This window comes from Actinomadura coerulea (genome assembly GCF_014208105.1).
In the GTDB taxonomy this organism is placed as follows: Bacteria; Actinomycetota; Actinomycetes; order Streptosporangiales; family Streptosporangiaceae; genus Spirillospora; species Spirillospora coerulea.
Genome location: NZ_JACHMQ010000001.1, coordinates 1,635,134 through 1,652,981 on the forward strand (window position 1 = coordinate 1,635,134; position 17,848 = coordinate 1,652,981).

At 73.1% G+C, this 17,848-nt stretch carries 16 protein-coding genes; 5 read left to right on the plus strand and 11 right to left on the minus strand.

The window, feature by feature from the left end:
* Nucleotides 1-58: 58 nt before the first annotated feature.
* From BKA00_RS07535 to BKA00_RS07545, 3 genes are all read right to left on the minus strand, one after another.
* Nucleotides 59-1,468, minus strand: a complete 1,410-nt coding sequence (locus BKA00_RS07535; protein WP_230299069.1) for an aldehyde dehydrogenase family protein — start codon at nucleotides 1,466-1,468, stop codon at nucleotides 59-61.
* Nucleotides 1,469-1,706: 238 nt separating this feature from the next.
* Complete coding sequence (locus tag BKA00_RS07540) at nucleotides 1,707-2,372, minus strand: hypothetical protein (protein WP_185024233.1); 666 nt, start codon at nucleotides 2,370-2,372, stop codon at nucleotides 1,707-1,709.
* Nucleotides 2,373-2,376: 4 nt separating this feature from the next.
* A complete protein-coding gene (locus BKA00_RS07545; RefSeq protein ID WP_221493051.1) occupies nucleotides 2,377-3,087 on the minus strand; it encodes a hypothetical protein in 711 nt (236 codons plus the stop codon).
* 180 nt (nucleotides 3,088-3,267) lie between these two features.
* Here BKA00_RS07545 and BKA00_RS07550 point away from each other — a divergent pair, with 180 nt between their 5' ends.
* Nucleotides 3,268-3,738, plus strand: coding sequence for a hypothetical protein (locus BKA00_RS07550; RefSeq protein ID WP_185024234.1), 471 nt, complete (start codon nucleotides 3,268-3,270; stop codon nucleotides 3,736-3,738).
* Nucleotides 3,739-3,803: 65 nt separating this feature from the next.
* Here BKA00_RS07550 and BKA00_RS07555 read toward each other — a convergent pair whose 3' ends face one another.
* The 3 genes from BKA00_RS07555 to BKA00_RS07565 all read right to left on the minus strand — a co-directional run bounded on the left by BKA00_RS07555 (nucleotide 3,804) and on the right by BKA00_RS07565 (nucleotide 6,692).
* The gene (locus BKA00_RS07555) at nucleotides 3,804-4,856 is read right to left on the minus strand and encodes an ABC transporter substrate-binding protein (RefSeq protein ID WP_185024235.1); all 1,053 of its coding nucleotides are present in this window, start codon (nucleotides 4,854-4,856) and stop codon (nucleotides 3,804-3,806) included.
* A gap of 65 nt (nucleotides 4,857-4,921) precedes the next feature.
* Nucleotides 4,922-5,857, minus strand: a complete 936-nt coding sequence (locus BKA00_RS07560; RefSeq protein ID WP_185024236.1) for an ABC transporter permease — start codon at nucleotides 5,855-5,857, stop codon at nucleotides 4,922-4,924.
* Nucleotides 5,847-6,692 (minus strand): ATP-binding cassette domain-containing protein, encoded by an 846-nt coding sequence (locus tag BKA00_RS07565; protein ID WP_221493052.1) that lies wholly within the window; start codon nucleotides 6,690-6,692, stop codon nucleotides 5,847-5,849. The genes BKA00_RS07560 and BKA00_RS07565 overlap by 11 nt, the downstream gene beginning before the upstream one ends.
* 158 nt (nucleotides 6,693-6,850) lie before the next feature.
* Between BKA00_RS07565 and BKA00_RS07570 the strand changes: the two genes are divergently transcribed.
* Both BKA00_RS07570 and BKA00_RS07575 read left to right on the plus strand, forming a co-directional pair.
* The gene (locus BKA00_RS07570; RefSeq protein ID WP_185024237.1) at nucleotides 6,851-8,479 is read left to right on the plus strand and encodes a sensor histidine kinase; all 1,629 of its coding nucleotides are present in this window, start codon (nucleotides 6,851-6,853) and stop codon (nucleotides 8,477-8,479) included.
* Nucleotides 8,476-9,141, plus strand: coding sequence for a response regulator (locus tag BKA00_RS07575; protein WP_185024238.1), 666 nt, complete (start codon nucleotides 8,476-8,478; stop codon nucleotides 9,139-9,141). Before BKA00_RS07570 ends, BKA00_RS07575 begins: the two co-directional genes overlap by 4 nt.
* Here BKA00_RS07575 and BKA00_RS07580 read toward each other — a convergent pair.
* The 5 genes from BKA00_RS07580 to aceA form a co-directional block, all read right to left on the minus strand.
* Nucleotides 9,090-10,082: an ABC transporter ATP-binding protein gene (locus tag BKA00_RS07580; RefSeq protein ID WP_230299070.1), complete on the minus strand. Its 993-nt coding sequence runs from the start codon at nucleotides 10,080-10,082 to the stop codon at nucleotides 9,090-9,092. The two genes, BKA00_RS07575 and BKA00_RS07580, sit on opposite strands and share 52 nt — an antisense overlap.
* Complete coding sequence (locus tag BKA00_RS07585; protein ID WP_230299071.1) at nucleotides 10,082-10,900, minus strand: ABC transporter permease; 819 nt, start codon at nucleotides 10,898-10,900, stop codon at nucleotides 10,082-10,084. Before BKA00_RS07585 ends, BKA00_RS07580 begins: the two co-directional genes overlap by 1 nt.
* Nucleotides 10,893-11,681, minus strand: coding sequence for an ABC-2 family transporter protein (locus tag BKA00_RS07590; RefSeq protein ID WP_185024239.1), 789 nt, complete (start codon nucleotides 11,679-11,681; stop codon nucleotides 10,893-10,895). The genes BKA00_RS07585 and BKA00_RS07590 overlap by 8 nt, the downstream gene beginning before the upstream one ends.
* Before the next feature lie 103 nt (nucleotides 11,682-11,784).
* Complete coding sequence (locus BKA00_RS07595; protein ID WP_185024240.1) at nucleotides 11,785-13,299, minus strand: M1 family metallopeptidase; 1,515 nt, start codon at nucleotides 13,297-13,299, stop codon at nucleotides 11,785-11,787.
* A gap of 238 nt (nucleotides 13,300-13,537) precedes the next feature.
* Nucleotides 13,538-14,821 carry an isocitrate lyase gene (gene aceA, locus BKA00_RS07600; RefSeq protein ID WP_185033853.1) on the minus strand — a complete coding sequence of 428 codons (1,284 nt, stop codon included), beginning with the start codon at nucleotides 14,819-14,821 and terminating at the stop codon, nucleotides 13,538-13,540.
* 150 nt (nucleotides 14,822-14,971) lie between these two features.
* Between aceA and BKA00_RS07605 the strand changes: the two genes are divergently transcribed.
* Nucleotides 14,972-16,408 carry a helix-turn-helix domain-containing protein gene (locus BKA00_RS07605; protein ID WP_185024241.1) on the plus strand — a complete coding sequence of 479 codons (1,437 nt, stop codon included), beginning with the start codon at nucleotides 14,972-14,974 and terminating at the stop codon, nucleotides 16,406-16,408.
* A gap of 144 nt (nucleotides 16,409-16,552) precedes the next feature.
* The gene (locus tag BKA00_RS07610) at nucleotides 16,553-17,782 is read left to right on the plus strand and encodes an acyl-CoA dehydrogenase family protein (protein ID WP_185024242.1); all 1,230 of its coding nucleotides are present in this window, start codon (nucleotides 16,553-16,555) and stop codon (nucleotides 17,780-17,782) included.
* Nucleotides 17,783-17,848: the final 66 nt, after the last annotated feature.

The window sequence follows — 17,848 nt, forward strand, 5'->3', positions numbered from 1 at the left end:
CCCGTCCGGAGAGTGTCCCACGTCCGGCGGAGGCCCGCCGGGCCCCCGCCGGACGTGCTCAGCCCTTCGAGCGGTGGATCACCTGGAGCTCGGTGAACCCGTACAGGCCCCACGGGCCGTTCTCCACGCCGACGCCGCTCCACTTGAAGCCGCCGAACGGCTGATGGGGGGCGAGGGCCAGGTGGGTGTTGACCCACGCGGTGCCGCACTCCAGCCGCCCGGCGACCTCCGCGGCGCGGTCGGCGTCGGCTCCCCACACCGATCCGGACAGCCCGAAGTGGGTGCCGTTGGCGCGCGCGACGGCGTCCTCCAGGTCGGTGTACTTGATGATCGGCAGTGCGGGGCCGAACTGCTCCTCGTCCACGATCCGGGCGCCGTCGGGGACGTCGGCGAGGATCGTCGGCTCGAAGAAGTAGCCGGGCCCGTCCATCGGCCCGCCGCCCGCCGCCGCGCGGGCGCCGCCCGCGAGCGCGTCGGCGACCAGCTCGCCGACCCGCTCGTACTGCGGCCGGTTGTTGATCGGCCCGTACTGGACGCCCTCGTCCATCCCGTTGCCGACCCGCGCGGCCCGGGCCCGCTCTGCGAGGGCGTCCACCACGTCCCCGTAGAGCGCCTCGGGGACGTACACGCGCTTGATCGCCGAGCAGACCTGCCCGTTGTTCTGGAACGCGGCGCCGAACAGCCGGTCGGCGACCGCGGCCGGGTCGGCGTCGTCGAGCAGGATCGCGGGGTCGTTGCCGCCGAGCTCCAGCGTGACGCGCTTGAGGTCGGGCGCCGCCGCGGCCGCGACCCGCTTGCCGGTCGCGACGCTGCCGGTGAAGCTGATCTTGCGGGGGGTCTGGTGCCCGGTCATCCAGGCGCCGAGCCCGTCGCCGCCGGTGACGACGTTCAGCACGCCCGGCGGCAGGACGTCGCGCAGCACCTCGCCGAGCTTCAGGCTGGACAGCGGGGTGAACGGGGACGGCTTGAGCACCATCGTGTTGCCCGCGAGCAGCGCCGGGGCCAGCTTCCAGACCGCCAGGAGCAGCGGGTAGTTCCACGGTGTGATCGCGGCGACCACGCCCATCGGGCGGCGCACGACCTCCACCCGGGCATGGGCGTCGTCCTGGATGACCTCGCGGGGCAGTTCGAGGTCGGCGAAGTACTTCAGCCACACGCCCGCGCCGACGACCTCCATGGTCGCGTCGGCCAGGGGCTTGCCCTGCTCCAGCGTGAGGATCCGGCCGATCTCCTCGGACCTGGCGAACATGACCTCGGCCGCCGCGAGCAGGGCCTTGCGGCGCGCGGCCTCGTCGCGGCGCCATCCGGTGAAGGCGGCCTGGGCCGAGGCCATCGCCGCGTCGAGCTGCTCCCGGGACGCGTCCGGCGCCTGCTCGGCCACCTCGCCGGTCGCCGGATCGATCACGCCGAAGGTGCCGGGCGCCGCCACGGCCCGGCCGTCGATGGTCATCGAGAAGTTCTCCGACACCTGGATCCTCCGCTCACGGGATTACCGAACGGGATTCAGTATTCACCCTCGGCGCCCTCCTGACGAGAGCGGCCGGGGTGCCCCGGCGGGGCGGGCGGCCCGGGACCGGCGGCGGCGACATGACCGGTTCCGCTCGACCACCGCGACCCCCGGGGACGGTCTACAGGTTCCTGAACGGCTGACCCCGGACGGCGACGGGCGCCCCCGCGATCCCGCGGGGGCGCCCGTTTCGAGGGGGTCAGGCGGCGAAGATGCGGTCCAGCAGGTCGCGGTAGCCGCGCAGCGCCAGCCGGAGGCGCTCGGTGTCGGCGGCCTCGCCGCCGTCCAATGCCTCGGTGAGCGTCCGCCGGTGCGCGGCCAGCGCGCGCCCGAGGGCGTCGACCGCCTCGGAGGCCAGGCCGTCCGCCTTGCGCACCGACTCGCCGGGGTCGTCGACGAAGGCGGCCTGGACCTCGTGCCACCGCTCCCGGAACCGCTCGGCCTCGGCCGAGGCGATCAGCTTCTCCTGAACGCCGCCGGACGCGGTGCCGGGGGCGCCGGGGGCCGCGCCCTGCCGCTGCGGAGCGGCATGCCGGGGCTCCCCGCCCTGGACGGGGGTACCGATGGGGTCGGTGTCCCGGCTGGAGGCCTTGACCTGGTTGGCCTCCTGGCTCGGGGTCTTGATCGCGCCCGCGTCCTTGACGGGGGTCCTGGCGCGGTCCGTGCCGCGGTGGGCCGGAACCGCGTCGGGGACCGTGTCGGGCACGGTCTCCGGCGCCTGCCCGCCGGGGGCGGCCGGGGCGGCTCCGGCGACGTGCCGGTCGTCGGTGGTCCCGGGTTCCGCCGTCCCCGCGGCGCGTGCGCGCTCGCCGGTGAGCGGCCCGGCGGCCGCGGGCGCTCCGGTCTCGGGTCGCCTGTGCTCCATCGGGTCAGCTCCTCATGGTTCGGTCGTCGCCGCGGTGCCCGGCGGGCGGGCCGGCGGGCGCGGCGGTGTGCTCGGCGGCGTGTTCGTCGGTGCGCTCCGCGGCGTGCCGCTCGGTGTGCGGAGCGGCGTGCCTGGCGGGGTTCCCCGTGGTGCGCTCCTCGCCCCTGCCGGGGTGGGCCTCGCCGTGCGGGGCGAGCAGCTCCTCGAACAGGGCGCGGTAGTGGACCATGGCCTGGCGCAGGTCCTCGGTGGAGGCCTCCTTGGTGGCGGCCTTCCCGCTGATGGTGTGGGCCCGCCGGTAGTGGTCCAGCGTGCGGCCGTGCTCGACCGACAGGTGGGCGACCTTCTCCTCGAAGCCGTGCGTCGGGTAACCGCGCTCGCCCATCACCACCGTGACGAGCTGGTCGGCCTGCTCGACCGCCGCCTCGGGGGCGTCGACGAAGCGTTCCTGGACGCGGACCCACTGCTCGCGGTACTCCTCGCGGCGCCGGGGATCGAGGTCGCGCAGCTCCAGCTCCTGGTGCCGCTCCTCGCGGGAGCGCAGCTCCCGCTCGGCGGCCGCGCGGCCGCCCTGGCGCTCCAGGACCCGGTCGTACTCGGGGCCGAACCGCCGCCTGAGCCGCGCCGTGCGGGACCGGGTCATGGCGAGGTACCCGGCCGCGGCGAGAACGGCGACGACCACCAGGGCGACGACGACCCAAATCGCGGTCGACATTGTTTCCTCCAACTGCTGTCGGATCGAATGAGACCGCGATGCCCAGCCAAAGGCGTTCAAAACGAACCACCATAAAACGGTACGGATTTCCTGCGGCGTCCCCGGCCCCCGTGTTCTGATTGGGGCGCTACCGGAACCCCGCGCCCCGCGGCGGGCGCGTTCGAATGGATGTGATGCGCGGTGCGCCACGCGTTCGGCCTCGTCCTCGGCGTCCTGCTCACCCCCGCGCTGGTGTACGGCGCCGCCTGGGGGTACGTCCAGGCCGGCCGGTCCTTCGACGGCACCGGGCAGGAGATCACCGACCGCACGCGCATCTACGGCGCGTTCGCCCTGCTCGCGGCCGTGGGCCTGGTGACGGGCGCGGTCATCGTCGCGCGGTGGGCGTCGCCGCTGGTCTCGCTGGTGCCGGCGCTGGCGCTGCTCGGCGCGTCCGCCTACTTCCTGGCCGACCCCGGCCGCGCGCTCGACCTGCCCGGCAGCGTGCCGCCCGCGGGCGAGATGGACATCGGCCTGCGCATGCTGCTCGGGTCCGGCGTGTACGGGATGATGGGGCTCGCGCTGCTGGTGCCCGCCTGGACGCCGCGGCGCTGGGGCTCGGGCCGCCGGGAGGACCCGGCCGACGCGGACTTCTCCTCCATCGCGGGACGCTGACGGGCCGGGCCTCCGCGCGGGGCCCGGCCCGCGTCACCGCGTCCGGCCGGGTGCGGCAGGGCCGGTCAGCCCTGCTTCGCGTTGACGGCGAAACGCGTGGTGTAGGTCTCGGCCAGGTCGATCTGCCCCTTCTTCTCCGCGACCTCCGGGGAGAACTGCGCCAGCACCTTCAGGACGTTCTCGGCGGCCTCCGGCTTCATCACCCCGTCCCCGTTGAACATGCTGATCGAGTCGCCGACCGCCTTCTCGTACAGAGCCGGGTCGCCGCCCGCGTAGTCCTTCGGCATCTTCGCCGCGATCTCCGCGGGCCTGTGCGCCCGGATCCACCCGAGCGTCTTGACGAAGGCGTCGGCGAGCTTCTGCACGGTCTCGCCGTGCGACTTCACGTACGCGCAGTCCATGTAGAGCGAACTCGACGGATACAGCCCTCCGAGCGCCCGGCGGGTGCCCTCCTCGGTGCGCATCTCGACCATGACCTTGGCCTTGCCGGTGCTCACGAGCTTGGCGATGGTCGGGTCGGTCGTCATGCCGGCGTCGATGCCGCCGTTCTCCATCGTGGAGATGAACGTCTGGCCCGCACCCGCCTTCACCGTCGTGTAGTCGGACGTCTTCACGCCGTTGCGCACGGCCAGCGCGCGGGTGATGAAGTCGGTGGACGACCCCGGGCTGGTCACGCCGAGCTTCTTGCCCTTGAATCCGGCCGGGGAGGTCAGGGAGCCCGCCTTGGACGCCGAGACCATCTCCGCCTCGCCGGGCACGTCCGCCATCTGCACGACGCTCTGCACGCACTTGCCCTTGGTCTGCAGGTGGATGGCGTGGTCGTAGAAGCCGACGACGCCCTGGACGTCCCCGGAGATGAGCACGTTCTCGGCCTGCGCCCCGGCGGGCTCGGTGAGCAGCTGGACGTCCAGGCCCTGCTCCTTGAAGTACCCGAGCTGCTCGGTCAGCTTGGCGGGCAGGTAGATGACCTTGTCGATCCCGCCGACCATGATCTTGACTGTCCCGTCCGAGCCGTCCGCCCCGGACCCGGAACGGGAGTCGCGGCAGGCGGACAGGGACGACAGTGCGGTGAGGGCGGCGAGCGCGGCGGCGCCCGCCCGGACGGCGGTACTGGACATGACGGATCTCCTGGTGGGGCTGGTGGGGGTGGGAAGGCCCGGGAGCGGGAACCGGGCGGGGCGGGTCAGAGCTGGACGTCGTGCCCGGCCGCGGCGGGGCGCCAGCGCAGAAGCCGGCCCTCCAGCAGCGTGAGCAGGTACTCGGCGAGCAGGGCGAGCACGGTGATGATGATCATCCCGGCGTAGATCCCGGCGGCGTCGAAGGTGCCCTGGGAATGGTTGATGAGCAGGCCGAGGCCCTTGTCGGCGCCGGTGTACTCGCCGACGATCGCGCCGATGATGGCGAACCCGAACGCCGAGTGCAGCGAGGCGAGGATCCACGAGGCGGCGCTCGGCACCACGATCGTCCACAGCACCTGCGTCCGGCCCGCGCCGAGGATCCGCGCGTTGTTCACGAGGTTCCGGTCGACCTCCCGGGCGCCCTGGAAGGCGTTGAAGAAGACCGCGAAGAACACCAGCACGAACGCCGTGGCGATCTTGGACTGCATGCCGAGCCCGAACCAGATGATGAACAGCGAGGCGAGGATGATGCGCGGGATCGCGTTGACGGCCTTGATGAACGGCGCGCACACGTCCGACAGGAACCGGCTCCGGCCGAGCACGATGCCGAGCACGACGCCGCCCGCGGCGCCGAGCGCGAAGCCCGCGACCGCCTCCTGGAGCGTGACCGAGATCTGCTCCCAGATCGACCCCTGCGAGGTGCCCTCGGTGAACCAGTCGACGAGCCGCTCCCAGATCTTCGACGGCATCGAGTAGTAGAACGGGTCGATCCAGGTGCGCGCGGCCAGCTCCCACGACGCGAGCCAGACCGCCACGAGCGCGACCCGGACGGCGGTGATGCCGAGGGTGCGGCGCAGCCCGGCGCTGCGCAGCCGCGCGATCGCGGCCCGGTCGCCGTCGTCGCCCCGCCGGTCCGGCGCGGCGGCGTCCGGCGCGGCCGGGGCCCGGCCGGCCGCGGCCGGGGCGGTCTCCGCCTCGCGGGTCCTCGTCTCACGCCGCATGGCCGGCTCCTCTCTCGCGGGTGATCTGGACCTCTTCGCGCAGCGACTCCCACACCTCGCGGTAGATGTCGAGGAACCCGCCGGTGAGCCGGACCTCCTCGGCGTCGCGCGGCCGCTCCAGCGGTACCTCGAACACGCCCTTCACCGTCGCGGGCCCCGCGGTCATGACCACGACCCGGTCGGACAGCACGAGCGCCTCCTCCAGGTCGTGCGTGACGAACACGACGGCGGCGCCGGACCCCGACCACAGGCGCAGCAACTCGTCCTGCATAAGGCCGCGGGTCTGCACGTCCAGGGCGGAGAAGGGCTCGTCCATGAGCAGCACGGAGGGCTCGTTGACGAGGGTCTGCGCCAGGGCGGCGCGCTTGCGCATCCCGCCCGACAGCTGGTGGGGGTAGTAGCCCTCGAATCCGGCGAGGCCGACCCGCGCCACCCAGTCCCGGGCGCGGTCGCGCGCCTCGCGCCTGGAGGCGCCCCGGTAGCGGGGGCCCGCCGCGACGTTGTCCAGGACGGACCGCCACGGCAGGACGGCGTCGTTCTGGAACATGTAGCCGACCCCGTCGGGGATCCCCTCCACGGGCCGGCCGTGGACCAGGACCCGGCCCGCGGACGCCGGCTCCAGTCCGGAGACCAGGGACAGGGTGGTCGACTTGCCGCAGCCGGTCGGGCCGACCACGGCGACGAACTCGCCCGGCCCCACGGTCATGTGCAGGTCCCTGACCGCCGTGTGGACGCCGCCCGCCGACCGGAAGCGCTTGGTGGCGCCGTCCAGTTCGATCACGGGCCCGGCGGGCGGCCCGGCGCTGTCTCGCTTGGGTGATGCTGATGTGGACACGGCGGCACCGTACGGATGTGGCGCGCGTCACCGGAACCCTTGCCCGCGATGTGCTCGCAAGCCGCGAATTCCCACGTTAAGCGCGATACCCCGGGTTCTGCGCGTTCTGCTCGCACGGGGCCTGGGCGGGCGGGCCGGCATGGTCTACGGTGCACGTCATGTCCGTCCGGCCCCGCATCACCTTCGCCCGCCAGGTGCTGATCCTGCAGGTCGGCGTGGTCGTGGTGGTGGCGGTCCTCGGATACGGGCTGGTCGCCTGGATGCTCGACGGCCGGCTCCGCGACCAGTACGGCCAGCGGGCCCTCACGGTGGCGCGCAGCGTCGCCGCCGATCCGGGGGTCGCGGCGGCGGTCGCGGCCGACGATCCCGGCGGGCTCGTGCAGGACCGCGCCGAACGCGTCCGGGCCCGGACGGGGGCCCTGTTCGTCGTGGTGACCGACAACCGCGGCCTGCGCCTGTCCCACCCGAACCCGCTGGAGCTCGGCAGGCACGTGAGCACCGACCCCTCCGACGCCCTGGCCGGGCGGGAGGTCGTCCGCGTCGAGCGCGGCACGCTCGGGCTGTCCGCGCGCGGCAAGGTGCCCCTGTACGGCCCGGACGGGCGGATCCTCGGCGAGGTCAGCGTCGGGTTCGACGCCCGCGCCATCGACCGGGAGCTCGGCCGCGTGCTGCGCGAGATGTCGCTGTTCGTCGCGGGCGCCGTCCTGCTCGGTGTGGTCGCCTCGGCGGCGATCGGCCGCAGGCTGAAGCGGCAGACGCTCGGCCTCGAACCGTACGAGCTGGTGGAGCTCGTCCACGAGCGGGAGGCGGTGCTGCACGGCGTCGGCGAGGGCGTCGTGGCCGTCGACGCCGCGGGCCGGATCGCGGTCTGCAACGACGAGGCGGCCCGGCTGCTCGGCGTCGCCCTGGAGCGCGGCGCCCCCGCCGGGGGCCTCGCCGCGGAGGGGACGCTGCGCGACGTCCTCACGGGACGGCGCGACGCCGCGAACCTGTTCGTCACGGCCGGGGAGCGCGTCCTCGTCGTCAACCGGCGTGAGGTCCGCAGGCACCGCCGCGACCTCGGCGCCGTCGTCACGCTGCGCGACCGCACCGACCTGGAGACCCTCGCCCGCGAGCTGGACTCGGTCAGCACCCTCTTCGACGCCCTCCGCGCGCAGCGCCACGAGTACGCCAACCGGCTGCACACCCTGTCGGGCCTGCTCCAGCTCGGCCACAGCGAGGAAGCCGCCGACTACGTCGGCACCCTCATGGAGGACGCCGCGCGCCGCGCGCCGGCCCCCGACACCCTGCCCGACCCGCTGTCGGACCCGTACCTGCGCGCGTTCCTGTCGGCCAAGTCCGCCGTCGCCGCCGAGAAGGGCGTCCGGCTCGACATCGGCGCGGGCAGCTACGTGCCGGGCCGGGTCGCCGACGCCCTGGACGTGACGACCGTCGTCGGCAACCTCGTCGACAACGCCGTCGAGGCCGCGCGGCTCGGGCGGCGGCGGCCCGCCCGCGTCGAGGTCGAGCTGCTCGGCGACGGCCGCGACCTGCACGCCACCGTCACCGACTCCGGCGACGGGCTGCCGGACGGCCTGCGCGACGCCGTGTTCGACGACGGCGTCTCCACCCGGGACACCGCGGGGGGCCGCTCGCGCGGCCTCGGGCTCGGCCTGGCGCGCCGCACCGCCCGCGCCCGCGGCGGCGACGTGACGTTCGTGGACGCGGGGACGGGCGGTCCCGCGGGCTGCGGGGCCGTGGCGGTCGCCCGGCTCCCCGGGGTGCTGGGCGCGGAGGCGATGCGATGATCGACGTGCTCGTGGTGGACGACGACTTCCGCGTGGCGCAGGTCCACGCCGGGTTCGTGGCGGCGCTGCGGGGGTTCGCGGTCGCCGGGCTCGCGCACTCCGCCGGCGAGGCCAGGTCCATGGCCGCCGAGCTGCGGCCCGCCCTCGTCCTGCTGGACGTCTACCTGCCGGACGCCTCGGGCCTCACCCTGCTGCCCGAGCTGGACGCCGACGTCATCATGGCGACGGCGGCCGCCGACCCCCGCGCCGTGTGCGAGGCGTTCCGGCACGGCGCCCTGCACTACCTGATCAAGCCGTTCACCGCCGCCGCGCTGAACGAGCGCCTCACCGCCTACGCCCGGTACCGGGACGCGCTGTCGGGCGGGAGCGAGCTGTCCCAGGCGGACCTCGACGGCGCGGTCCGAGCCCTGTACGCGCCGCTGCACGCCGGCGCCCCCGCGCCCAAGGGCCGGTCGCCGGTGACGACGCGGCTGGTCGGCGACGCGCTGCGGCGGGCGGACGCGCCGCGGTCCGCGGCCGAGATCGCCGACGAGGTCGGCATCTCCCGCGCCACCGCCCAGCGCTACCTCGCGGCGCTCGCCGAGGCCGGGCGGGTCGTGGTGACGCTGCGCTACGGCGCCACGGGCCGCCCCGAGCACCAGTACGCGTGGTCGCCCCGGTAGAGGCCGGCGAGGACGTCCTCGATGCCCGCCTCCCGCAGCGAGATGTCGCGGATGTCGTGGTCGCGCGCCAGCGCGGCGACCACCGCGGCCGCGTTCGCCGCGTTCGGCAGCCGGAGCCACTGCCGCGGCCCCTCCACCCGCTCGGCCTCGATCCCGTCCAGCGTGATCGGCGGGGCCGGCCGCGCGAGCTCCACGACCAGCATCCGGTCGGCGTCCACGGTGCGGCGCAGCTCCTCCAGCCCGCCGTCGTAGGCGAGCCGGCCGTGGTCGATGATCAGGACGCGGCGGCAGAGCCGCTCGATGTCGCCGAGGTCGTGCGTGGTCAGCAGGATCGTGGTGCCGCGCTCGGCGTTGACGCGTGCCAGGAAGTCGCGGACGGTCGCCTTGCTCACCACGTCCAGGCCGATCGTCGGCTCGTCCAGCACGAGCAGTTCCGGGTCGTGCAGCAGCGCCGCCGCGAGGTCGCCCCGCATCCGCTGGCCGAGGCTGAGCTGCCGGACCGGGGTGTCCAGGAACGGCTCCAGCTCCAGCAGCGCGGTCAGCTCCGCGAGGCGCGCCCGGTGCGCGGACGCCTCGACCCGGTAGAGCCGCCGGACGAGCGCCAGGCTGGCGCGCAGCGGGAGGTCCCACCACAGGGTCGTCCGCTGCCCGAACACCACCCCGATGCGGCGGGCGAGCGCCGTGCGGCGCCGCGAGGGGTCCAGCCCGCACACCCGCAGGGTGCCCGAGGACGCGGTGAGGATCCCGGTCAGCATCTTGATCGTCGTCGACTTCCCCGCCCCGTTCGGGCCGAGGTAGCCGACGAACTCGCCCCGCTCCACCGTGAACGACACGCCGTCCACCGCGCGCACCGGCACGCGCGCCCGCCGCAGGACGCCCGAGCGCGCCCGCACGGTGAAGGTCTTGGCCACGTCCTCGGCCTCGATCATCGGCACCGGCATCAGCTCCCTGTCGATCGGTAGTGCCGCAGGCCGGCCCGCCACGCGGCCGCCGCCGCCGCGCACAGCGCCGCGGCGACCGCCGGGGAGGCGAACCGCGCCGCGCCCGGCAGCCCGAGCGGGTCCGGACGGTCCAGGACGTACAGCGCGGGCTGCCAGTTGACGAACGCCAGCGGTACGGCGAACGTCACCCCGCGGACGAGGTCGCGGGCGAAAACGGTCATCGGGTACTGGGTGAGGAACGCGCCGCCGTAGGTGACCGACTTGCTCGCCCCGTGGCTGTCGACGAGCACGAACTGCACCGCGGCCGTCAGCACCCACAGCCCCCCGAAGATCGCGGCCCCGGACAGCACCATGACGGGGACCATCGCGAGCCGGCCCGCGGTCCAGTGGACGTCCACCCGGCCGATCGCGTACCCGAGCACCAGCACCGCCGGGACGAGCTTGCCGAGCCGGCGCGGCGTGAAGCCCTCCGTCGCGATCTGGACCAGCGGGCTCACCGGGCGCACCAGCATCGCGTCCAGCGTCCCCTCCCGCACGTGCGCCCCGAGCCGCTCGGTGGACCCGAGGACGATGTCGGAGAGCGCGAAGGACAGGGCCGAGGTGCCGTAGAGGAACAGGACCTCGGACACGCCGAACCCGGCGATGCGCGGCGCCCGCGAGAACAGCACCATGATGGCGACCGCGTCCAGGACGGAGACGACCGCCGTGGCCAGGCCGAGCAGCACCATCGACACCGGGTACTGCGCCGCCGCCCGGATCCACGTCCAGGCGAGCAACCCGTACACGCGCAGCGCGCCGGGCGCCGCGGGCTCAGCCACCGTGCACCACCAGCCTGCGCCGGGCCGCCCGCGTGGCCAGCGCGCCCGCCCCGAGCAGGACGGCCGCCCACCCCGCCTGGAACGCCAGCGCGCCGGCCAGGCCGGCGCCGCCGTACCGGCCGAGGAACACGTCCGCCGGCACCTGGATCTGCGCCGCCCACGGCAGGAGCTCGGCGGCCCGGCCGAGCCGTCCGGGGAACACGACGAGCGGAAGGATCATCCCGGAGAAGAACAGCGACATCACGAGCGTGACGGCGCTGAGGCCCCGGTCGTCGTGCAGCCAGAACATGCCCATCGCCACCAGGTAGCGCAGCCCGAAGCTCACCACCGCCGCGAGGACCAGCGCCACCGCGAACGCCGCCAGGTGCGCCGGGGCCGGCCACCGGAAGGGGAACGCCAGGGCGCCGGCCAGCAGCGGCGGTCCCGCGCGCAGCACCAGCGAGCTCGCCGCGCGGCCGAGGTCGTGGGCCAGCCACCAGCTCTGCAGCCCGGCGGGCCGGTGCAGGTCGATCGCGACGTCCCCGTTGCGGATGCGCTCGGTCAGCTCCATCCCGCCGAAGATCTGCACCGGGCCGATCAGTGCCTGGGTGACGAAGCAGAACGTCACGGCGTCGGCGGCCGCGTACCCGCCGAGCGACGGCCGGACGTCCCAGAGCGCCAGCAGGACGTAGGCGCGCAGGAAGCCGAAGATCGTGTTCGTGAGCGACTCGGTCAGGGATCCGAACGGATAGGCGGTGTGGCGGCGGAACCCGTACCACCACACCCACGGAAGAACGCCCACTCGCCGGAAGCCTAGACCTGCGGCCCGCCTGCGACCACGTACTTTCGCACACAGGCGGCCCCCGGCGGGTCGCACCGGGGGCCCGGCCGTGTGCGGGACGAGCTCAGTCCTGGGGGATGTCGGGCTTGACGGGGGAGTAGAGCCAGTCCTTGAAGAACCCGCTCAGGTCCTGCCCGGCGGTCCGCTGCGCCAGCGCCGTGAACTGGTCGGTCCTGGCGTTGCCGTACTTGTGCTGCGCGTACCACGTCCGGAGGAGGGTGAAGAACCTGTCGTCACCGATCTTCTCCCGGAGGAACTGCAGCATCATGCCGCCGCCGCTGTACACGCGGTCGTTGAACATGGTGTCGCGCTGCGGGTCGGCGGTCAGCACCGACCAGTACGGGCGGCCCTCACGGTCGGGGAACGGGCGGGCGGCGTAGGTGGCGCGGGCCGCGTCGTGCACGGAGCGGCCGCCGTGCACCTCGGTGTAGTACCACGCGGCCCAGGTGGCGAAGCTCTCGTTCAGCCACACGTCCTTCCACTGCGCGGGCGAGACCGCGTCGCCGTACCACTGGTGCGCCAGCTCGTGCGCGATCGTGCCGGTGCTGCGCACGGCCGAGTAGACGGGTTTGCTCTGCGTCTCCAGGGAGAACCCGAGCGGCTGGCCGTTGAAGCGGGCGTCGTCGGCGATCGCGCCGGTGCTGCCGAACGCGTACTCCCCGAACGTCTTCGACCAGAGGTCGGTGACCTCGCTGGTGGTGTCGTAGAAGAAGCTCACCGCGTCCGGCTGGGCGGCGAGCAGCTCGGGGTCGACGGCCGTGTAGTTGAGGACGCCGCGCGGCGTCCTGCCCTGCTTCACGTCCCACTTGCCGATGTCGATCGTGGTGAGGTAGCTGGCCATCGGGCTGTCCTCGCGCCACCTGAACACCTCGGCGCGGGTCTTGGACGCGCGGCGGCTGAAGTTCGCGACGGCGGAGCGGTGCCCCGCCGGGCGGCCGTTGGCGACGGCCGTCAGGCCCTTCGGCACCGTGATCGTGTAGTCGTAGGTGGCCTTGTCGCTCGGGTGGTCGTTGACGGGGAACCAGGTGCTGGCACCGTTCGGCTCGCCGCCGACGAACGCGCCGTCGGGGGTGTGCAGGAAGCCGTAGGGGGACCCGAAGACGATCGGCGAGCCCACGATGGTCTGCGGCACGCCGCCGTACCTGATGACCGCGGTGAAGGTCCGGCCCTTGCGCAGCCCCTGCCGCGGCGTGATGACCAGCTCCTGGCCGCGCCGCTGGTAGCCGGCCTGGCGCCGGTCGACCCAGACCTTGTCGACGTCCATCCCGGACAGGTCGAGGTTGAACCGCGACAGGTTCTGGGTGGCACGCGCGGTGACGGTCACGGTGCCGTCGAGCTGGTCGAAGTCGGGGTCGTAGCTCAGGTTCAGCGAGTAGTGGCGGACGTCGTAGCCGCCGTTGCCCTCGAGCGGGAAGTAGGGGTCGCCGACACCGGGGGCGCCGGGGGTGAAGCGCCCGTGGTCCTGCCCGTCCGCCGAGGCGGCGGGCGCGAGCGCGACGACGCTCACCGCGGCGACGGCGAGCGGCAGCATCCGGCCGGGGATCGCCCGGGACCGGATGAACCGGGGGTGACGCGCCATCAGGGGTCCTCTCTCGCAGAGATCGACTAGCGGGCTCACGATGCGCCCCTCCGGCGGCGTTTGTCGAGATCCATTGCCAAATGTGGCCGGAACGTGAGGGGCGGACGAGGGAGGTGGGAGGGGCGGCGCGGGGTGTGCCGGGACGCCGTAAGGCCCCCGCGGGTGTAGGGACGCGGGGGCCTTAGGGGTCCTGGGGATCAGGCCGGAGAGCGGGGCCGGCGGCGCCGGCCGGCGCGGGTCAGTGGAACTGGCCCTCTTCCGTCGAGCCCTTCAGGGCGGTGGTGGAGGAGTCGGGGTTGATCGCGGTGCTGACCATGTCGAAGTAGCCGGTGCCGGCCTCGCGCTGGTGCTTGACCGCGGTGAAGCCCCTCTCGGCCGCCGCGAACTCGCGCTCCTGCAGCTCGACGTAGGCCGTCATGCCCTCGCGGGCGTAGCCGTGCGCCAGGTCGAACATCCCGTAGTTGAGCGCGTGGAACCCGGCCAGGGTAATGAACTGGAACTTGAAGCCCATGTGGCCGAGTTCGCGCTGGAACTTGGCGATGGTCGCGTCGTCCAGGTGCGCCTTCCAGTTGAAGGAGGGCGAGCAGTTGTAGGCCAGCATCTGGTCCGGGTACTCGGCCTTCACGGCCTCGGCGAACCTGCGCGCCTGCTCCAGGTCCGGGGTGCCGGTCTCCATCCAGATGAGGTCGGAGTACGGCGCGTAGGCCTTGGCGCGGGCGATGCAGGGCTCGATGCCGTTGCGGACGCGGTAGAAGCCCTCCGCGGTGCGCTCGCCGGTGGTGAACTCGCGGTCGCGCTCGTCCACGTCCGTCGTGATCAGGGTCGCGGCCTCGGCGTCGGTCCGCGCGATGATCAGAGACGGCACGTTCGAGATGTCCGCGGCGAGGCGGGCGGTGTTGAGGGTCTTGATGTGCTGCGAGGTCGGGATGAGGACCTTGCCGCCGAGGTGGCCGCACTTCTTCTCGGAGGCCAGCTGGTCCTCCCAGTGCACGCCCGCGGCGCCCGCGGCGATCATGCCCTTCATCAGCTCGAAGGCGTTCAGCACGCCGCCGAAGCCGGCCTCGGCGTCGGCCACGATCGGGGCGAGGAAGTGCGTGTCGCCCTCGCCCTCGGCCCACTGCACCTGGTCGGCGCGCAGCAGCGCGTTGTTGATCCGGCGCACGACGGCCGGGACCGAGTTCGCCGGGTAGATGCTCTGGTCGGGGTAGGTCTGGCCCGCCAGGTTGGCGTCGGCAGCGACCTGCCAGCCGGACAGGTAGATGGCCTTCAGGCCCGCCTTGACCTGCTGGACGGCCTGCAAGCCGGTCAGCGCGCCGAGCGAGTGGACGTAGTCCTCCTCGTGCAGGAGGGTCCAGAGCCGCTCGGCGCCGAGGCGCGCGAGGGTGTGCTCCTCCTGGACGGATCCGCGGATCCGGACGACGTCCTCGGCCGTGTAGGTCCGCTCGACGCCATTCCAGCGCGGGTCGGACTCCCACTGCCGCTGCAGCTCCTCGGCTGCGCCCTTGAGGCGACTGTCACTCATCATCTCGCCCTTCCGTGTCGTCCCCTGGGTGCTTGTTCACGACTATGCCCCCGGGGCAAGCCGGTTATGAACTGACGAGTAACAGAAGAAGTGCGAAATTTCCGCTACGATGAAGCCGTGACGACCTTGCGGGCAGAAGAACCCCTTAACTTGACGACTGACGTGGACCTCGTCACGTTCGGGCAGCGGCTCCGCCATCTGCGGCGCGCCCGCGGCCTGACGCTGTCGGAGCTCGGCGAGCGCGTGGGCCGCGCCCCCTCCCAGCTCTCCCTGCTGGAGAACGGGCGGCGCGAGCCCAAGCTGTCGCTGCTGCAGGCCCTCGCCGGCGCGCTGGAATGCCCGGTGGAGGAGCTCCTGCGCCGCCAGCCCCCCAGCCGGCGCGCCCAGCTGGAGATCCAGCTGGAGGAGGCGCAGCGCGACCCGCTGTACCGGACGCTCGGCCTGTCGCACCTGAAGGTCGGCAAGCGGATGCCGAACGAGGTCATCGAGCACATCCTCGCGCTGTACGGGGAGCTCAGGCGCAGCCGCACCAAGCCCACCGCGAGTCCCGAGGAGGCCCGCAAGGCCAACGCCGAGCTGCGCCGCCAGATGCACGAGCGCGGCAACCACTTCGCCGAGATCGAGCACGTCGCGTCCCAGACCCTCGACGCCGTCGGCTACCGTCGCGGCGCGGTCTCGCAGGGGCTGCTGATGACGCTGGTCGGGCACTTCGGCTTCAGCCTCCAGTACGTCCAGGACCTGCCGCGCTCGGTCCGGTCGATCACCGACCTGCGCAACCGGCGGATCTACCTGGAGCGCGAGCAGCTCGGCATGCACACGCCGCGGACGATCCTGCTGCAGACCCTCGGGCACATCGCCCTCGACCACGACCAGCCGCGCGACTTCGCCGACTTCCTGCGCCAGCGCGTCGAGGCCAACTACTTCGGCGCGGCGATCCTGATGCCCGAGCGCAGCGTCGTCCCGTTCCTGCAGGAGGCCAAGGCCGCCCGCGAGCTGTCGGTGGAGGACCTGGCCGACGTCTTCTCCGTCTCCTACGAGATGGCCGCGCACCGCTTCACCAACGTCGCGACCCACCACCTCGACCTGCAGCTGCACTTCACCAAGAACGACGAGAACGGCACGATCTACAAGGCGTACGCCAACGACGGCCTGGCCTTCCCGCAGGACGAGGACGGCGCGATCGAGGGCCAGCGGATGTGCCGGGAGTGGGCCGGGCGGCACGTGTTCGGCGCCGCGGACCGCTTCTCCGTCTACTACCAGTACACCGACACCCCCAACGGGACCTACTGGTGCCTGTCGCACATCGACCCCAGCCACGAGCGCGACTTCGCGATCACGCTGGGAGTCCGGTTCGAGGACTCCCGCTGGTTCCGCGGCCGGGAGACGACCCGGCGGGTGAGGTCGGCATGCCCGGACGGCGACTGCTGCCAGCGGCCCCCGAAGGCGCTGTCGGACCGGTGGGAGGGGATGGCGTGGCCGTCGGCGCGCGCCCATTCGCACGTCCTGTCGGTGCTTCCGCCGGGAGCGTTCCCCGGCGTCGACGAGGCCGACGTCTACGAGTTCCTGGACCGGCACGCCGCCGAATGACGGGCCGTGCCCGCGCGTCCCTCCCCTGGACGGCGGTGTTCGCGGCGCCGGCCGCCGCGAACGCCGCCCCGCGTGTTACCTGTGGTAACTCCGGATGGTGCTACCGTTGGTAACACGCGATATTGGAGAGAGGGTCAATTAATCATGACGAGCGCGGAGCAGACGCCGTTCTCGCTGGAGCCCAGCGAGGACGTTCGCGAGGTCAGGGACTGGGTGCACGAGTTCGCCAAGGACGTCATCCGTCCCGCCGCGGAGGAGTGGGACGAGCGCGAGGAGACCCCCTGGCCGCTGATCCAGGAGGCGTCCAAGGTCGGCATCTACTCCCTCGACTTCTTCGCCACCCAGTGGCTGGAGCCGACGGGGCTCGGCATCCCGGTGGCGTTCGAGGAGCTCTTCTGGGGCGACGCGGGCATCGCCCTGTCGATCGTGGGGACCGGCCTCGCCGCCGCGTCCGTCGCCGCCGTGGGCACGCCGGAGCAGGTCAGCGAGTGGGTGCCGCAGATGTTCGGCACCACCGACGACATCAAGCTCGGCGCCTTCTGCGCCTCCGAGCCCGACGCCGGCAGCGACGTCGGCTCCATCCGCACCCGCGCCGTGTTCGACGAGGCCAAGGACGAGTGGGTGCTGAACGGCACCAAGACCTGGGCGACCAACGGCGGCATCGCCGACGTCCACGTGATCGTCGCCTCGGTCCACCCCGACCTCGGCAGCCGCGGCCAGGCCAGCTTCATCGTCCCGCCGAACACCCCGGGCCTGCGGCAGGGCCAGAAGTTCAGGAAGCACGGCATCCGCGCCTCGCACACCGCCGAGGTGATCCTGGAGGACGTCCGGATCCCGTCCCACCTGGTCGTCGGCGGCAAGGACCGGTTCGACGAGCGCATCGCGCGCAGCCGCGAGGGCAAGAGCTCCAAGGGCCAGGCCGCGATGAAGACCTTCGAGACGACCCGCCCGGCCGTCGGGGCGATGGCCCTCGGCGTCGGCCGCGCCGCCTACGACTACGCCCTCCAGTACGCGCGGGAGCGCGAGCAGTTCGGCAGGAAGATCGGCGACTTCCAGGCCGTCGCCTTCAAGCTGGCCGACATGAAGTGCCGCCTGGACGCCGCCCGCCTCATGGTGTGGCGGGCCGCCTGGATGGCCCGCACCGGCAAGGACTTCGAGAACGCCGAGGGCTCGATGGCCAAGCTGATGGCCAGCGAGATGTCGGTCAACGTCACCGAGGAGGCCATCCAGATCCTCGGCGGCAACGGCTACACCCGCGAGTACCCCGTGGAGCGCATGCACCGCGACTCCAAGATCTTCACGATCTTCGAGGGCACCTCGGAGATCCAGCGCCTGGTGATCGGCCGCACCGTCACGGGCCTGCCGGTGCGGTAGTACCCGGCCGGCGGGACGGTCCCCGGTGCACCGGGCGGGGTTCGGGCGACGGCCGGCGGCCGGTCG